This window comes from Alteribacillus bidgolensis, from assembly GCF_002886255.1.
In the GTDB taxonomy this organism is placed as follows: Bacteria; Bacillota; Bacilli; order Bacillales; family Marinococcaceae; genus Alteribacillus; species Alteribacillus bidgolensis.
In genome coordinates, this window is sequence record NZ_KZ614149.1 from 3,759,235 (window position 1) to 3,775,630 (window position 16,396).

At 39.3% G+C, this 16,396-nt stretch carries 11 protein-coding genes and 1 riboswitch; of the genes, 9 read left to right on the plus strand and 2 right to left on the minus strand.

Translation table 11 applies throughout. The features are described 5' to 3' along the window. Positions 1–190: 190 nt before the first annotated feature. Entirely contained in the window at positions 191–1,639 is a 1,449-nt protein-coding gene (gene cls, locus CEF16_RS18715; protein WP_091584675.1) for a cardiolipin synthase, read from the minus strand. A 243-nt stretch (positions 1,640–1,882) separates the two neighbouring features. Between cls and coaW the strand changes: the two genes are divergently transcribed. The 7 genes from coaW to thiE all read left to right on the plus strand — a co-directional run bounded on the left by coaW (position 1,883) and on the right by thiE (position 9,977). Then, a complete protein-coding gene (gene coaW / locus CEF16_RS18720) occupies positions 1,883–2,725 on the plus strand; it encodes a type II pantothenate kinase (RefSeq protein WP_091584677.1) in 843 nt (280 codons plus the stop codon). A gap of 44 nt (positions 2,726–2,769) precedes the next feature. After that, a complete protein-coding gene (locus CEF16_RS18725) occupies positions 2,770–3,228 on the plus strand; it encodes a MarR family winged helix-turn-helix transcriptional regulator (RefSeq protein WP_170032130.1) in 459 nt (152 codons plus the stop codon). A gap of 236 nt (positions 3,229–3,464) precedes the next feature. After that, positions 3,465–3,908 (plus strand): MarR family transcriptional regulator, encoded by a 444-nt coding sequence (locus CEF16_RS18730; RefSeq protein ID WP_091584681.1) that lies wholly within the window; start codon positions 3,465–3,467, stop codon positions 3,906–3,908. Then, entirely contained in the window at positions 3,905–7,231 is a 3,327-nt protein-coding gene (locus CEF16_RS18735) for an efflux RND transporter permease subunit (RefSeq protein ID WP_091584683.1), read from the plus strand. Before CEF16_RS18730 ends, CEF16_RS18735 begins: the two co-directional genes overlap by 4 nt. Before the next feature lie 64 nt (positions 7,232–7,295). Next, positions 7,296–7,409, plus strand: a riboswitch (TPP riboswitch). A 281-nt stretch (positions 7,410–7,690) separates the two neighbouring features. Further along, complete coding sequence (gene thiD / locus CEF16_RS18740; protein WP_091584685.1) at positions 7,691–8,503, plus strand: bifunctional hydroxymethylpyrimidine kinase/phosphomethylpyrimidine kinase; 813 nt, start codon at positions 7,691–7,693, stop codon at positions 8,501–8,503. A gap of 12 nt (positions 8,504–8,515) precedes the next feature. Further along, positions 8,516–9,352 carry a hydroxyethylthiazole kinase gene (thiM, locus tag CEF16_RS18745; protein ID WP_091584687.1) on the plus strand — a complete coding sequence of 279 codons (837 nt, stop codon included), beginning with the start codon at positions 8,516–8,518 and terminating at the stop codon, positions 9,350–9,352. Beyond that, the gene (thiE, locus tag CEF16_RS18750) at positions 9,345–9,977 is read left to right on the plus strand and encodes a thiamine phosphate synthase (RefSeq protein WP_091584689.1); all 633 of its coding nucleotides are present in this window, start codon (positions 9,345–9,347) and stop codon (positions 9,975–9,977) included. Before thiM ends, thiE begins: the two co-directional genes overlap by 8 nt. A gap of 226 nt (positions 9,978–10,203) precedes the next feature. Here the strand turns inward: thiE and CEF16_RS18755 are convergent, their stop codons facing one another. After that, positions 10,204–11,238: an oxidoreductase gene (locus tag CEF16_RS18755; protein WP_091584691.1), complete on the minus strand. Its 1,035-nt coding sequence runs from the start codon at positions 11,236–11,238 to the stop codon at positions 10,204–10,206. Positions 11,239–11,619: 381 nt separating this feature from the next. On the opposite strand from CEF16_RS18755, the gene CEF16_RS18760 reads away from it, so the two are divergent. Both CEF16_RS18760 and nasC read left to right on the plus strand, forming a co-directional pair. Further along, on the plus strand, positions 11,620–13,893 hold the full coding sequence (locus CEF16_RS18760) for an FAD-dependent oxidoreductase (RefSeq protein WP_170032133.1): 2,274 nt from the start codon (positions 11,620–11,622) through the stop codon (positions 13,891–13,893). A gap of 28 nt (positions 13,894–13,921) precedes the next feature. Beyond that, positions 13,922–16,063 (plus strand): assimilatory nitrate reductase catalytic subunit NasC, encoded by a 2,142-nt coding sequence (gene nasC, locus CEF16_RS18765; protein WP_091584695.1) that lies wholly within the window; start codon positions 13,922–13,924, stop codon positions 16,061–16,063. Positions 16,064–16,396 lie beyond the last annotated feature (333 nt).

Consider the following 16,396-nt stretch of genomic DNA (forward strand, 5'->3'; position numbering starts at 1 on the left):
CTATGCGGATAAAGTATTGTTAGCATCTTGAGAAAAACTTGCCGTTCCTGTTTTTGGGCGGCAAGTTTTAATACTATCAATTAACATAATCATAAATACAGATATACAACCGTATTTGTCTTGCTTTCTTTCCACTGGGGAAGTTTGGTATCATAAGGCGCTCTGTCAAGTCAGAAATGGAACGTTTTTATTACAATATAGGAGATAATAAGTGCGAAATGGATTCTTTGAAACGTATCCATAACGAACGTTTTTTATATTCAGTGAATGTTAGTTCTCTTGAATGTTCCATATCCTGTTCAAAAATTAAAGCTAGTCGTTCTACGGTTGGTCTATGATACAAAAAGACATTAACTTCAAAGTTCAGCCGAAAACTTCTAACATCAATGTTAGCAGTACCGACAGAACCCACTTTGCCATCCACTACAATCGTTTTTGCATGAATAAATCCATTTTCATAAATGAAGACCCTTGCTCCTGTCTTTAACAAATCACCTATATGAGAGAGCGTAGCCCAGTAAACGAAAGGATGGTCTGGTTTATTAGGAATCATTATTCGAACGTCTTTTCCAGATAAGGCTGCAATCCGCAATGCATCCATTAAACTCTGGTCTGGAATAAAATAAGGAGTTTGAATATATACCGATTCTTTTGTAGAGGTAATCATTTTAATATAGCCATTTTTAATCTGTTCCCATTCTGAATCAGGGCCGCTGGATACAATTTGAGCAGCCATATCGCCCGCTGCTTCCATGAACGGAAAATACCGTTCATCATAGTGAATATAATGATGATGAGTTGCTTGATTCCAGTCTAAGATAAATCTAGTTTGTATAGCTTTTACTCCTTGGCCTCTCATACGAAGGTGGGTATCTCTCCAATAACCAAACTTTGGATTAAGACCAAGGTATTCATCCCCTACATTAAAACCTCCGACATATCCGATTTTTCCATCAATAATGACTAATTTCCGGTGGTTGCGGTAATTTAATCGAAGGTTAATAAAAGGAATGCGTTTGGGAAAGAAAATTTCCACTTCTCCGCCCGCCTCTTTAAGGGATCGAAAGACTTTTTTAGAAAGGCTTCTAGATCCCATTTCATCGTACAATACTCGAACTTTAACGCCTTCTTTTGCTTTTTTTGTTAAAGCCTGTAATAACCTGGATCCGAGATTATCGAATCGAAAAATATAATATTGAAGGTGGATATGATCTTTTGCATTTTCGATATCGTTTATCAGCTGATCAAACTTTTCTTTTCCGTCTGTAAATAAATCAACTTCATTATCTTGTGTAAGAAGGGCGTCATTGTTAACAAGCTGCATGTATATAAGATCTCTGTATTCACGGGAGTCAGGGTCAGAAAAATGAAAACGCTGATCACGAAGAGATTCAATTTGTTCTTTTATCAAGTCTTCAATACCGATTTTTTTAATGTCTTCCCAATCGAACAGCCTTTTTCTGCTCATGTTTTGCCCAAATACTAAATACAGGATAAATCCAAGAAAAGGGATAAAAAACAAAACCATAAGCCAGGCCCATGTTGATGTAGCATCTCTTCGTTCTAAAAAAATAATGATTCCTGCAAATATGAAATTTATAAAAAACAGAAAACTAATTAAAACTGAGATTACGTCCATTTCGTTCCCTGCCTAACTGTCATGAATAAAGGGACAACAAAAGATGGTTCATGACAAATTTTTCCCTGATTAATAAATGTACTGATTTTCTCAGTATAACAAAAAAGATATTTTTAGTCTTTTCATTTGTCCACCTATCATTTACTTTGTATGATGGTATAAAATAAAGGAAGTAATCATGTATAAGACATTATAAATAAAAGGTATAATATACGTTTGGGAAGAAAGGGGTTCGTCAACTAGATGAATAGAGAATATCTAGGAGTGGACGTTGGAGGAACGTTATCTAAAATAGTATATACGACAGGTGATTATTGGGAATATAAAAAAATGCCGACAACTCAAATCAATGCAGTCGATCATTGGATTAATAGTCATTTCAATAACCCTGTTATACATATTACGGGAGGAAAAGCGGGATTGTTCACCCAAAAATCAGCGCTGCCTGTAAAAAAAATAAATGAATTTGAGGCTACTTGTGAAGGGGTAAGATGGCTTTTAGAAGAAAAAGGTCTGCTTTCACGAACAGGATCTCGATTTATGGTTACTAATGTCGGTACAGGAACTTCTATTCATTTTGTGAACGGTGATTCGTATGAACGAATAGGCGGAAGCGGTGTGGGCGGCGGCACCCTGCTCGGGCTTTCTTATTTGTTAACCGGAGAAGATAATTATGATGAAATTTTGACATTAGGTCAAAATGGAAAAGGCGAAAACTTAAATATAACAGTTGGCGATATATATTCTCATGAAGTACCGCCGATTTCCGGGGATTTAACCGCCAGTAATTTTGGTAACGTTTCCCGAATGAAAGAAGAGTCTTTTTCAAAGGAAGATTATATTTCTGCAGTCGTTCGTATGATCGGAGAAACCATTACAACCATGGGTGTTCAAGCAGCTGAAAGATTAAAAACAGACTCAGTAGTGTATATCGGATCGACTTTTTCTCATCACGACACACTGAAAGATATAATTAAGGGCTACACTGAATTAAGAGGAAAAAAAGCATTTTTCCTCGAGCATGGAGAATACAGCGGTGCGATAGGGGCCTTTCTAAATAAGGGATTAAAAAAAGCAATTTTATAAACTTTTCATGTAAAAGTAAGGTTTTAGAGCAGGAGATGAATGCATTGAGTAATATTGATGATTATAAACAAGTATTTTTAGAGTCCATTTATTCGCTTGAAAATATATCAAAATATCTACAGCCAAAGATGCCGCTGTTAAGTGAACTGCAGTTAACTTCACGCCAAGAAACGATAATGATTTTATTTATTCGAAACGAAAATATTACTTTAAGTGAATTGTCAGAGCGGCTCGGGATTTCCAAGAGTGCGATCAGCCAGGCATTGAATAAACTTGAAAAAGACAATTTGCTTATTCGTTCTATTAATGAACAAAATCGTCGCGAAATTACAATGACCCTTGGAGAAACAGGCAAGGAACTTAAGGAGCAATTTGAAGCCTTTGAAGCTTCTATTATTAAAGATTATATTTCCCAGCTTCAATTAGAAGAATTAAAACAAGTTAGAGATGTTATTAAGAAACTTGAAGGCATTATTCAGCACGGTGAAGAAAACAATGAATAAAAATCTTTGGAAAGCTGCTTCCTTAAAAGATGGGGGGAGCTTTTCTTTTGTTAAGAGTTGAAATTTTTAACGGAATTGCTTCTTTTTTTGGAATATGAAAATAAGGTGAACAAAATTTCCAACCCTTGACGGTATTATATATTTGATTTAAATTATTAAATAGTTAAGTTTTTAAACTGTTTCGTTTTATAAATTGTTTATTGGATATAAACAAACAACAGGAAGAGGGGGACGGGATGGAAAAAGAAGAATTATTAAAGTCCATTAATAATGCTTTATTTGATTTATCTTTAAACATTCACGAAGAATTTGGAGGCGTTTATCAAGATATACCAGAGCGTTACCGCTTTGTTATCATACTTATTTCTAAATATAAAACACTATACGTAAAAGATCTCGCTGACCTGCTTCATGTCTCCTCTAGTTCGGTGAGTCAGCTGTTATCAAAAATGGAAAAAGAAAGGTATATCGTAAGGGAATTAGATCCCGGGAAAAGGCGGCAGACTTTTGTCAAACTAGGAGTGGAAGGAGAAAAGATACTTAGGAAAATGACAGAAACCCGAAATAAAATTTCTTCAAAATATCTTATCAAGTTATCGTATAATGATTTAGTTTCTTTCCATCAAATTGCTTTGAGAATTAAAGAAATCGTTGAGTCGGAAAGGGAGGCAGCTGAATGAAGCTCACAAATTTGTCGATCAGACGACCAAAATTAACGATAGTAGGCATGATTTTATTTATTTTATTAGGAGGAGTTTCATTAACGAATCTGCCTCTTCAGTTGTTTCCTGAGATAAACCCTCCGGTAGGAGCCGTGGTGACAAGTTATCCTGGAGCGAGTCCGGAAGAAGTGGAAGATAAAGTAACAGAGCCTTTAGAAGAACAATTGTCTACACTGTCTGGTCTTAGCAATATGACATCCACTTCTGAAGAAGGGATGACACTCGTTTTACTTGAGTTTTCATGGGATTCAACCATTGATGAAGTGGAACAGGATATTATTACATCAATGAATCAAGCAGTGCTGCCAGATGACGCGAATGACCCGAGTTTTTTAAAGTTTGACCCGTCTATGATGGGCATGGCACAAATGGCTATAACTTCAGATAATCAGGACATTCAAGATTTTCAGGGAGATGTAGAGGGGTTTCAGGCAGAACTTGAAAGAATAGATGGGGTTGCAAATGTTGATACGTCCGGAGAGGTAACGGAACAATTTGAAATCAATCTGGACCAAGAAGAACTTGAAAGCAATCAATTGTCGCAAGAGGATGTCGTAAATGTTGTGCAATCTCATGATATTACGCTTCCCGGCGGAACAATTGAAACCGGGGATCGAAGTTTAACCACGCGTGTATTAAATACATTAGCTGGAGAAGAAGATTTATCAGAACTAGTGATAGGAGCGGATCCGCAAAACGGTGAAGAGCTTCTTTTATCAGATGTGGCAGAAATTGAATTAACGACAGCTGAGCAAACAGCTATTACAAGAGCCAATAAGGAGCCTGCTTTACAGATGACGGTTATGAAAGAGACAGATGCTAATACAGCACAGGTCTCGAAGGCTTTTAATGAAGAGATGGAATCTTTGCTTGATGAAGAAGAATATGAAGATTTGACAGCAATCTCTTTTTACGATGAAGGGGAATTTATCCAAGAATCTATAGATAGTGTTTCTATGGCATTAATTCTTGGCGGCGTGTTTGCTATGATTGTTCTGTTTTTCTTTTTAAGAAACTTAAAAACACCTCTTATCATAGGCATTGCGATACCTTTTTCTGTAATTGTCACGTTTGGATTCTTATATTTTACGGATGTCAGCTTAAACCTTATGACACTGGGTGGTTTAGCCCTTGGTATTGGGATGCTTGTTGACAACGCTATTGTGGTTATAGAAAATATATACCGCCATTTATCCATGGGGAAAACCTCCAGGCAAGCTGCAGCAGAAGGAACAAAAGAAGTAGGAGGAGCTATTACTGCATCTACTTTAACGACAGTGTCTGTTTTCTTGCCTATTGTGTTTATCAGCGGTATTGTTGGCAATATTTTTACCGAATTTGCACTTGCGGTTGCATTCAGTTTGCTTGCTTCATTGCTGGTCGCCTTAACAGTTGTTCCGATGATGTCAAGCCGAATGCTCACGCCTCCAGAAGAAGACAAGGAAGGAAAAAGACAAAATTCTTCCTTTATAAAAGGATTAGAACGCTCTATTAAATGGGTGTTAGGCCATCGATTTATTACTTTATTTATTACATTTCTTTTGCTGGCTGGCGGTGGTGCTGGTCTCACAGCAACAGGCATTAACTTTTTACCGGCAACCGATGATGGATATTTTACAGTAGATGTCGAAATGGATTACGGAACGAATCTGGATAGGACGACAGAAGTAATCGAAGATATTGAAAATATACTTGATGATGAATCGGTTGTAGCAGATTACATGTCCGTTATCGGTTCCTCCGAAGAATCGGCTGGTATGGGCGGACCTTCTGGGTCACATGAAGCTCAAATGTTTGTAACGATGACCGATTTAGAAAACAGAGATCAAAGCACAATCGACTTTGTCGAAGAAATTGAAAGTGAAGTTACAAGTGTGGACGCTGATGCTGACATTTCATTATCGACTCAGGCAGCAGTTGGCGGTGGTGAAGCAAATACGGTTGTCTTTTCCGTCAGTGATAATAACACGGAGGAACTAGATGAAGCGGTAACGGCTATAGAAGATGATTTAAACGATGAGGATGATGTTAGAGAAGTAGAAACATCTGCTGATGAAAGAGCACCTGAAATGCAAGTTCGTGTAGATCAAGATGCAGCTCGTGATAACGGGTTAGTTCCAGCGCAAATTGCAGACATTGTTCACAATGTAACACGCGGGGAAACAGCCACTTCTATACAAACGGACCGTAATGACAACTATGATGTGATTGTAAAGTATTCTGAAGAGTCTCTTGAGAATCAAGAAGATCTAGAAAACCTTCTTATTCCTAATGGGGAGGGAGAATACATTGCGCTTGATGATTTGGCTGCGATCGAAGAGGGAGAAGGCCCGGCTGTAATTAACCGATTGGATCAGGAGCGAAGTGTAGAGTTTACAGTAACATACAGTAGTGATACAAATTTAAATGACATGTCTTTGTTGATTGAAGACATTATTGAGGATGCTGATTTAGCAGACAGCACCAGCTACGCTTTTTCTGGGGAGCAAGAATTGCTTGACGATGCAATTGACAGCCTTGTATTTGCGTTTCTGTTAGCATTGTTATTTATCTATCTGGTGATGGCAGGTCAATTTGAATCTTTTAAGTATCCGTTTGTCGTTATGTTCAGCGTGCCGCTTGTCGTTATAGGGGTGATGCTTGCCCTAACTATTACACAAACGCCGCTTAGTGTAACGGTCTTTATCGGTTTGATCGTGCTGGCTGGTATTGTGGTGAACAATGCGATCGTGCTGGTTGATTATATTAACCAAATGAAAGAAAAAGGAATGCCTGCAAGAGAAGCCATTATTGAAGGGGTAAAACAGCGTACCCGCCCAATTTTAATGACAGCTGTCACTACGATTTTAGGGGTTGTTCCGTTGGCTCTTGGCCTTGGAGAAGGCACAGAAATTCAGCAGCCAATGGGGATCGCTGTGATAGGCGGACTAATCAGCAGTACATTCCTTACATTGTTTGTCATTCCTGTGGTTTATAGTTTCTTTGATAAAGAGACAAGAAATATGAATAAACGATATGTAACGCCTGAAGGCAGGGTTGTATATTCCTATGAACTTGAACACTATTTCCAGGAAAGTGCTGCTCAAGAAGAAAATATGCTTCCGGAAAGCACCGATAACGAACCGGGATCAGGTAAAAACATTCACAGTACAGATCAAAATGAACATTTATCAAAAGATGATATTATTTATCTGTTAGAACGTATTCTTCAGCATTCAAAAGGAAAGTCCAATAATGAAGAACAAGAAAACAAAGAAGATAGAGACAAAAAGAATGAGTAACAAGTAGAAGCTGTTATTTGACACTGTCATCGGTGTCAAGTAACATGGAAATAACTTAAAACAAATGATCCACTAGGGGCGCTGTGATAGCTGAGATGATGCAAATTGTTTTTGAAGCATCGGTCCCTTTGAACCTGATATGGGTAATACCATCGTAGGAAAGTGGAGCGAAGACTTGTAATGTGGTATTAATATGTCGACCGCTCTCTTTTCGGAGAGCGGTTTTTATACTATCGGAAAGTTTAACTTTGCTAAGTATAAGTTAAAGAATAAGGCTTCCACAATTTGGACTTGGCGGCAAGCCGAGTAACTCTGTTGTAAAAATGGTGATGTTAATCAGGATAAGCAAATCAACGGCACACGTGCAATTGCCGCACTGCCATAGGCTGCGGCGTTTTAGGCGGTTTTTTTACAAAGGTAGACAGGCAAAGTTTTTCAACTTGATGAGGAGGTAATAATATGAGAAGAGTACCAAGTGCTTTATCAATTGCTGGGACAGATCCAACCGGCGGAGCAGGAATACATGCTGATTTAAAAACATTTCAGGAATGCAAAGCCTATGGTATGGCCGTGGTCACTTCAGTTGTAGCTCAAAATACAAAAGGGGTCCAGGATGTTTGGCATGTCCCGCTTGAAATGGTGGAAAAACAAATGAAAGCAGTTTTAGAAGATATTCGGCCAAATGCTGTGAAGACGGGCATGATTGCTACACCGGAAATGATTGAGAAAGTGGCTGATTTGTTAGACGGACAAGATATCCCTCTCGTAATCGATCCGGTTATGGTGGCAACAAGCGGTGACTCACTAATGGAACAGGAATCAACATCGTTAATGAAAAATCGTTTAATGCCTCTTGCTCATGTGGTTACGCCTAACATAGCAGAAGCTGAAACACTGACAGGATTAAGCATTAAAACCCAGAAGGAAGCAGAACAAGCAGCTAAAATGCTTGTAGATGATATGGGTGCGTCAGCAGCAGTTGTTAAAGGAGGGCACTTTACAGGTGATGCCACTGATATTTTATACGTTAACGGGCAAATCGATTATTTAACAGCCCCTCGAACTGATACAAACCATACCCATGGTACAGGCTGCAGTCTTTCCGCTTCTATTGCAGCTGAATTGGCAAGAGGAAACACTATTAAAGAAGCTGTCACAAACAGTAAAACGTTTATTTCTCAAGCCATTCACGACACACTGGGTATTGGTAAAGGAAACGGACCCGTAAATCATTGGGCTTCTCGATTAAAAAAGGATGATATTTTAGTTTAAGGAGGAGCTGACGTGAGAAGTAAAGAAGCAAGTAAACTTTTAGAACAAGTAAGAGAGCAAAAACCATTAATTCATAACATTACAAATGTGGTTGTTACCAATTTTACTGCAAACGGCATTCTATCTATGGGTGCTGCCCCCGTAATGGCGAATGCTGTGCAGGAAGCAGCTGATATGGCTTCAGCTGCGGATGCGCTCGTTTTGAACATTGGCACCTTAAATGATGCACAAATAGAAGCAATGATGCTAGCAGGAAAGGCCGCAAATGAAAAAGGAATCCCCATTGTGCTTGATCCTGTAGGAGCTGGAGCGACGGCTTACAGAACAGAAACGGCTCGTAAGCTTCTAGAGCAGCTAGATATTACGCTGCTCAGAGGTAATGCGGCGGAAGTGTCTGAGATAGCAGGTTTAGAGAGTGATATTCGCGGCGTAGATGCTTCAGGTGGAGAAAAAAATATGGAAGCTATTGCCTCTCATGCGGCCAAGACCCTAAATATTGCTGTAGCAGTGACAGGAGCCAAAGATGCTGTAGCTGATAACAAATGTTTATACTCGATTAATAATGGTCATTCCATGCTGACAAGGATTACAGGTACTGGATGTTTAGCTAGTGCGGTCATTGCAGCCTTTCTGACTGTAACAGAAAAAACCGCCTCAGGAGCCGCTGCAGCATTAGGTTATTACGGTATTGCAGCAGAAAGAGCAGAAGGATTTGCATCAATGCAAGGTCCTGGAACCTTTCAGATCGAATTACTTAATGCCCTTTACCACGTTGGAGAAATGGATTTCAAACAACAACTCAATATTGAAAAAGAAATATTAGATCGCGGGGGTTCAACTCATGAATAAAGAAAATCTTTTGCTTTATTTTATTATGGGAAGTAATAATACATCACAACCCCCTTCACAAGTTTTGAAAAAAGCAATCAACGGAGGCATTACATGCTTTCAATTTAGAGAAAAAGGCTCCGGTGCGTTAAAGGGAAAGGAAAAAGAAACACTGGCAAGAGAACTGCAATCCATCTGCTGCAAACACAAAATACCGTTTATTGTAAATGATGATACAGAACTTGCTATTTCTTTACATGCAGATGGTATTCACGTGGGACAAGATGATGAGTCTATCCAGGAATTAAAGAAGAAATGTCCATCTTCTATGATTATTGGTGTCTCTGCTAAGACGATAGAAGAAGCGGAAGAGGCAGAAAGGCAAGGGGCTGATTATATTGGAACCGGGCCGATGTTTATGACGACGACTAAAGAGGATGCCGAATTACCTATTGGACCCGAGGGCATATGGGCGTTGAGAAAACAAGGCATACAGCTGCCAATCGTCGGCATTGGCGGCATCAATGAAACCAATGCTGTGGAAGTAATTGAGGCAGGTGCGGACGGGGTTTCCTTTATATCTGCTATCAGCCAGGCTGATGATCCAGAAAAAGCAGCCAGCACATTAAAAGACAGGTTAACCTAAAGGAAAATTTTCGCCACACTGTTACCGGTAAACAGGATTAAACCACGGTTTCCACCATGAGGATTGGTGAAAACTGTGGGTTTTTTATTCTAAGAGTAAGAATCCTGCTGCTTGAGATGTAAAACTAAGAAATTTTTAATAAACGTTCGACTTATAGAAACAAACACTGAAATAGAGAACGTATTAATTCCTCTCGCGGCGTTTTGCCAATGTTAGCACCATAATATTAGGAATGAAAAGATACAACAGTATGATTTTGACTGCTTTTCTCCGCTAATTCTATAACTTTAATAACGCGGGCTGCTTCGTGTGCAGTTACAGGTGGTTGATGACCTTCTAAAATAGCATCACGAAATTTGATATAGTATTGTTCGTATGCTCCTTTTACACTTGGTATGTTTCTATTTCCATTTTCATCTGTCAGGATGGCCTGATTATCTTTTAAATCTTCTCCCCATCCTTTATCTCCAGGTTTTCCGCCAATCTTCAACATGTCTTCCTGGGAATCCAGTCCATACTTAACGAAGCTTCCTTTTGTACCATGAACAATGTATCGGGGGCTGTCACCAATTGCCATCGATCCTGAACGAAGGATCACACGTTTATTTTCATATCCTAAAATAACATGAAAATAATCTGCGGTTTTTCCGCCTTCACGCTGCACCTGGATATCTCCGAAAATCGTCCCGGGTTCTCCGAATAACAAAAGAGCTTGATCAACCAAGTGGGAACCAAGGTCATACCAAGTTCCTGAACCAGGAAGATTCTGTTCCCTCCATCTATCCCTTACGTCAGGACGGAAACGGTTCCACACCGCTTCGTATGTATGTACCCTTCCAAGCTCTCCGTTTTCCATACATTCTTTTAATGTTAGAAAATCATTGTCCCAGCGTCGATTATGGTAGACGCTTAAAAAAAGTCCTCTCTCTTCGGCAATGACGGTTAGTTCTTCTGCTTCTTGTAAGTTCGGTACAAATGGTTTTTCCAACACGACATGCTTGTTGTGCTCTAGTGCTTCTTTTGCCAGTTGATAATGAGTAGTATTTGGCGTAGTTATAATAACAGCATCTAGTTCAGAATGCCGGCACACGTCTTCTGCACTGCTCATTACTTCAGCTTCCGGAAGCTGGCCTTTTACCTTGTCAGGATTAGAAGAGGCAACGTGGGTAATTTCTATATTTTTTACAGTATCAATTACAGGAGCATGAAAGGTAGCCCCAGAAAAGCCAAAACCTATCAATCCTGTTCTAATATAAGACATATGATCACTCCTCTTGTGGTGGCATACATTATCTCTTGGTTCTTACTTCGTGAACGTATTGGTTTTTCCTTCTTCTCGAGCGCTGCTAAAAATGTGGTTTGCTGTCAAGTCTATAACTTTTAGACAAAAATTCTTCTCCATTCCTATTTTTCAGCACTGCAGAGGAGGACAGTTGACAATGAAACTATGCCACGCAGAACTAAACTACTTGATCACTCCTAGACACTAACACTTATCCCAGAAGTTATCATTTCTAACATAATAAAATAAAAAACTATGTCATGTTTCCTTCCTAACTTGTAGAATATCTTTTTTAAATAAGAAACAATGAAAATTAAGAATGTGAAAATAGAGATGGAACGTTCTGCTGGAGGGAGAAAAATGAGAAAGAAACTAATTATTATAGGAAACGGTATGAGCGGATTGCGTTTCATAGAAACGATCATTTCTCACGATAGTGACTCTTTTTCTATAAGATCTTTTGGTGAGGAACCAACGCTTCATTATAATCGTGTCAAACTTTCTTCTTATTTACAAAATGAAACAAATGAAACTTCTTTGTTTTCTCATACAGATGCGTGGTATAAGGAGAACCGCGTACACATGCATGTAAATGAACAAATTATTCGGATAGATACAGATAAAAAACTCGTTTATACGAATAGAAATGAAACATTTCCGTATGATCAATTAGTTTTAGCAACAGGTTCAAACCCAGTTCAATTAAATATCCCGGGACATGATAAAAAAGGAGTATATACTTTTAGAACTTTGCAAGACGCAAAGGACCTTAAAGCTCTGGCTGCAAAAGCACAACGAGGTATTATAGTAGGTGCTGGATTTTTAGGATTAGAAGCAGCTTATGGTCTTTCTAAAGCAGGGATGGACGTAAACGTCATTCAAAGAGGCGATACTTTATTGACTCCCCAGCTAGATGGCACTGCTTCTCTATATTTACAGAGGGAATTAGAAAAGCGTGGTATCTCTTTTTATTTCGATCAATCACTTGAAAGTATAAAAGGGAAGAAACGAGTAGAACGCGGGATCCTGCAAGATGGTACGGAAATTGATACTGACCTGGTACTCTTTACGGTTGGCATTAAGCCGAATATAGAAGTTGCTAAAGAAAGCGGGATTAAGACAAACCGCGGCATAGAAGTTAATGATTATATGCAGACAAGTGCAGCGGATGTGTATGCAATAGGAGAATGTATCGAACATAACGGTATTTCTTATGGACTTGTTCCGCCAGTATATGAACAGGCTGAAATTGCTGCAAGTCATATTTGTGATAAGCAGAAAACAGCTTATAACGGCTCACCGTCCTACAGCCATTTAAAAATTGCTGGTATTGATTTGTTCACTGCTGGCAGCATCGAGGAATCCGAACAAACAGATAGTATTGTGCATGCGGACAGCACGAAGCCGCTATATAAAAAATTGGTACTCCAAGATGATGTGATTAAAGGAGCTATTTTATTTGGTGAAACTTCTTCAGCAGATGATATTTCAAAACGAATTATTATTCAAAAAGCCTTATCTTTTCAAGAAAAAAACCAGCTGCTTTCCGATAAAAATATGAATGAGGAATTGATTGATTCTTCTCCAGAAACTATTGTTTGTAAATGCAATCAAGTAAACAAGCAAACTATTCTTCAACATATAGCAGCAACAAAAGACCCAAGCCCGAGTACTATACAGGCTTCAACGAAAGCTTCTTCCTCATGCGGCGGCTGTTCAGGGGACGTTTCAGGTCTGCTTCGTGTTTTTGATCAATGTAAGCACCAAGCACGGAAAGAAACGATGTGCTCTTGTACTTCCTTAGAGGACGAAGAGGTACGGGAATTAATATATAAAGGAATTTGGAAAGATATATCAGATATAATATCTTCGGTTGAATGGAGGACAGAAGGATGCGATACTTGTTTGCCGGCCCTTCACTATTATTTGTCTGTACATGGACAGACAGAGCTGACTTCACCTCCGTGGATTCATAAAGAAGAGACCGGCGCTGTAACTATTGAATCCCTGCCCATAAAAGAAGATGTAACACCAATAGTATTAAGTACCTGGATACGTTTGGCCGATATTATGTCTTTTTCTTCCTTGAAAATGACTGGAGACCGCAGAGTAATGCTGACCGATGTATCCATGAATGATGCAGAAATGGTTTGTGAAGCGACTTCCACACCGATGGCTGCACATCCATCAGCACAATTAGAACCGTTTTCCTTAAAAGTGCCTGATGGAAAAAGCGAGCTGGAAGAATTGGAACATTTCTTATTTCCGTTATCGTTTCCCGCCCCATTTTCTATAGAAACAACAAAAACGTACCCTGCTTCCGTAAAACGTAACGGATTCACCCTTGTCAGAAGCGGGGATACGTGGGAAATGCACGTTAGTGGAAGTGAGGATCGTCTTATTTTATATGTGTTTTCAAGCGCAGATCTAAAGGAAATAACAGCAACCATCATACAGTATTACCGGGAAAGTGCTCATTACAAAGAAGCATTTGCAGATTGGATGATAAGGATGTCACCGCCTGTTATTCGAGAAATTCTTTTATCAGAAGAAGAGAGGGAAGGATTACTCTATCGGATGGAAAAACAAGTGAGTGATGTATGGAAAATGAAAAAAGAGATGATTACCCTTTAGCGAACACAGCAGGTTAGGAGGAACCTTTATGAATGAAAGCATGCTTGCCAGCTTTCGGGAACGTCAAAAAACAGCAGCAGAAGAAACGGTTTATGAAACACAATGTCCTTTTTGCAGTATGCAATGCAAAAAGAAAGTCATAGAGGAAAAAAGTTCAGGACGATACCGTTATAAAACCATTGGTATGGATAATCCAACAACCAAGGGGCGTCTATGCGTTAAAGGCAAAAATGCCTATCAGCATGCCATTCATCCAGAACGTATTACTTCCCCGTTAATTAAGGAGAATGGAGACTTTCGAAAGGCTAGTTGGGAAGAAGCGTTAAACGTCATCCAACAGAATGTAAATGCCCTTCAAACAGAGCATGGATCTGACTCCGTTTCTGTTTACGGCGGAGGCTCTTTAACGAATGAAGAAGCTTATTTGCTCGGAAAATTTGCCCGTGTTGGTCTTGGTACAAAATATATTGATTATAATGGCCGTTTTTGCATGTCTTCTGCTGCTTCAGCTAGTATGAAAACATTTGGTTTAGACAGAGGACTTACTAATCGGTTAGAGGAAATTCCTGAGACAAAATGTATTATACTTGCCGGTACAAATGTAGCCGAATGCCAGCCCACATTCGTTCCTTATCTAGAACAAGCGAAAGAAAATGGTGCTTTTCTAATTGTAATTGATCCACGAGAAACAGATACAACAGCATTGGCAGATCTGCATCTCAAAATAAAACCAGGTAATGATCGACAGCTTGCTCAGCTGCTTGAAAAAATGGTGATAGAAGAACAGTTACAAGATGAAACATTTTGTGAAGAAAGGACGAGCGGTTATACCGAGCTAGTGGAAAGCTTAAGAGAAATATCTGTTGAAGAAGTATGTGAAGATATAGGGCTCACAGTTCAGGATATTCATGAAGCGGCTGTTCGATTTGGCAGTGCAAATACGGGTATGATTTTTACAGCCAGAGGGGTAGAGCAGCAAACGGATGGACATGAATCGGTACGCCATTTTCTTAACCTTTTGCTTCTAACTGGAAAAATAGGTAAACGAGCCTGCGGGTACGGGGCTATCACTGGTCAGGCCAATGGGCAGGGTGGACGTGAACATGGTCAAAAAGCCGATCAGCTTCCTGGCTACAGGTCTATAGAAAACAAAGAAGATCGAGAATATATTGCTCATGTATGGGGAGTGAAAGAGCAAGAGCTTCCTGAAAAAGGAATATCGGCGTATGAAATGATGGAACGAATGGAACAAGGAGAGATTAAAGGGTTATTTCTTATAGGCTCAAACCCTGTTATTTCGAATCCAAACGCAAACCTTGTTCGTCGAGCTCTTTCTTCCCTTTCTTTTATGGCAGCTGCTGAAATGTTTATGACAGAGTCTGCTTCGTATGCAGATGTGATTTTGCCTACAACATCATATTTAGAAGATGAAGGAACATTAACGAATATGGAAGGTCGTGTAACCTTACGTGAAGCTTCTCGTAAACCGGTCGGCGAAACCAAACATGACTGGCAGATTATATCTGAAATAGCAGCAGTTTTAGGCAAAGAGAAATATTTTAATTATAGATCACCAGAAGAAGTGTTTAATGAATTGCGGCTGGCTTCTAAAGGTGGAAAAGCGGATTACTATGGAATAACGTACGAACGGATTCGAAAAGAATCAGGAGTCTTTTGGCCTTGTTCGAGTGAAGAAACCGTAGGGGAGCCTATTTTGTTTTCACGTTCCTTTGCAACAGAAGACGGAAAAGCTAGATTATTTTATAACAAGCCATCTCTGGAAATAAAAGAATCTGTAAATGAAACATACCCGCTTTATATGACAACGGGAAGAACGATGAATCACTATTTAAGCGGGGCTCAAACGCAGAAAAGTTCTCGTCTATTGGCACGAGAATTTGAATCGTTTGTGTATGTTCACCCGGACACAGCTCGTTCTTATGGAATCCGGCCCGGTGAGTTAACCGTTATCTCGTCGGAACGAGGAGAAACACTGCTTCGCTGCAGTTATTCTAAACATATAAGAAAAGATACATTGTTTGCTCCTATGCACTGGGGTGGGGAACAAAATATCAACAACCTCATAGATGGAAAGCTCGATCCTGTCTGCCGGATGCCTGGATTTAAACGAGCTGCTGTATCCGTACGTCCCTATCAAAAAAACAGCTAACTAAAAGTCAAGTGAAAGTGAAAAATAACTTTTGATTGTATTATACTTTATTAGACGAGACAAATCAGCTTCTATAATAGGAAGCTGATTTCCATTTTTTTGATCCCCGTTAGCAAATTGAATCAAACTGAGGGAGTTTAGTTCTTAAGGTTTCCAGATTGATAAATACTTGGGTTACCCCTGTGTAAGCAGCTACGGGGCATCAAACCAATCGTTGGGTACGATAGTTGCGGCTGTTTTTTCTCTAATACCCGGGATAGATTGGATGGTTCTATTCTAACTCATTATGGGTATGGGTTAACTGAAATACCGAACCCGAGGTTGTCCTTGATT

Bases quoted from the DNA above. Each gene is read 5' to 3' on its own strand.
- thiE (WP_091584689.1), top strand. From the start codon at position 9,345: ATGAATAAAGAAAATCTTTTGCTTTATTTTATTATGGGAAGTAATAAT.
- CEF16_RS18735 (WP_091584683.1), top strand. From the start codon at position 3,905: ATGAAGCTCACAAATTTGTCGATCAGACGACCAAAATTAACGATAGTA.
- cls (WP_091584675.1), bottom strand. From the start codon at position 1,639: ATGGACGTAATCTCAGTTTTAATTAGTTTTCTGTTTTTTATAAATTTC.
- thiD (WP_091584685.1), top strand. From the start codon at position 7,691: ATGAGAAGAGTACCAAGTGCTTTATCAATTGCTGGGACAGATCCAACC.
- nasC (WP_091584695.1), top strand. From the start codon at position 13,922: ATGAATGAAAGCATGCTTGCCAGCTTTCGGGAACGTCAAAAAACAGCA.
- CEF16_RS18755 (WP_091584691.1), bottom strand. From the start codon at position 11,238: ATGTCTTATATTAGAACAGGATTGATAGGTTTTGGCTTTTCTGGGGCT.
- CEF16_RS18760 (WP_170032133.1), top strand. From the start codon at position 11,620: ATGAGAAAGAAACTAATTATTATAGGAAACGGTATGAGCGGATTGCGT.
- CEF16_RS18730 (WP_091584681.1), top strand. From the start codon at position 3,465: ATGGAAAAAGAAGAATTATTAAAGTCCATTAATAATGCTTTATTTGAT.
- coaW (WP_091584677.1), top strand. From the start codon at position 1,883: ATGAATAGAGAATATCTAGGAGTGGACGTTGGAGGAACGTTATCTAAA.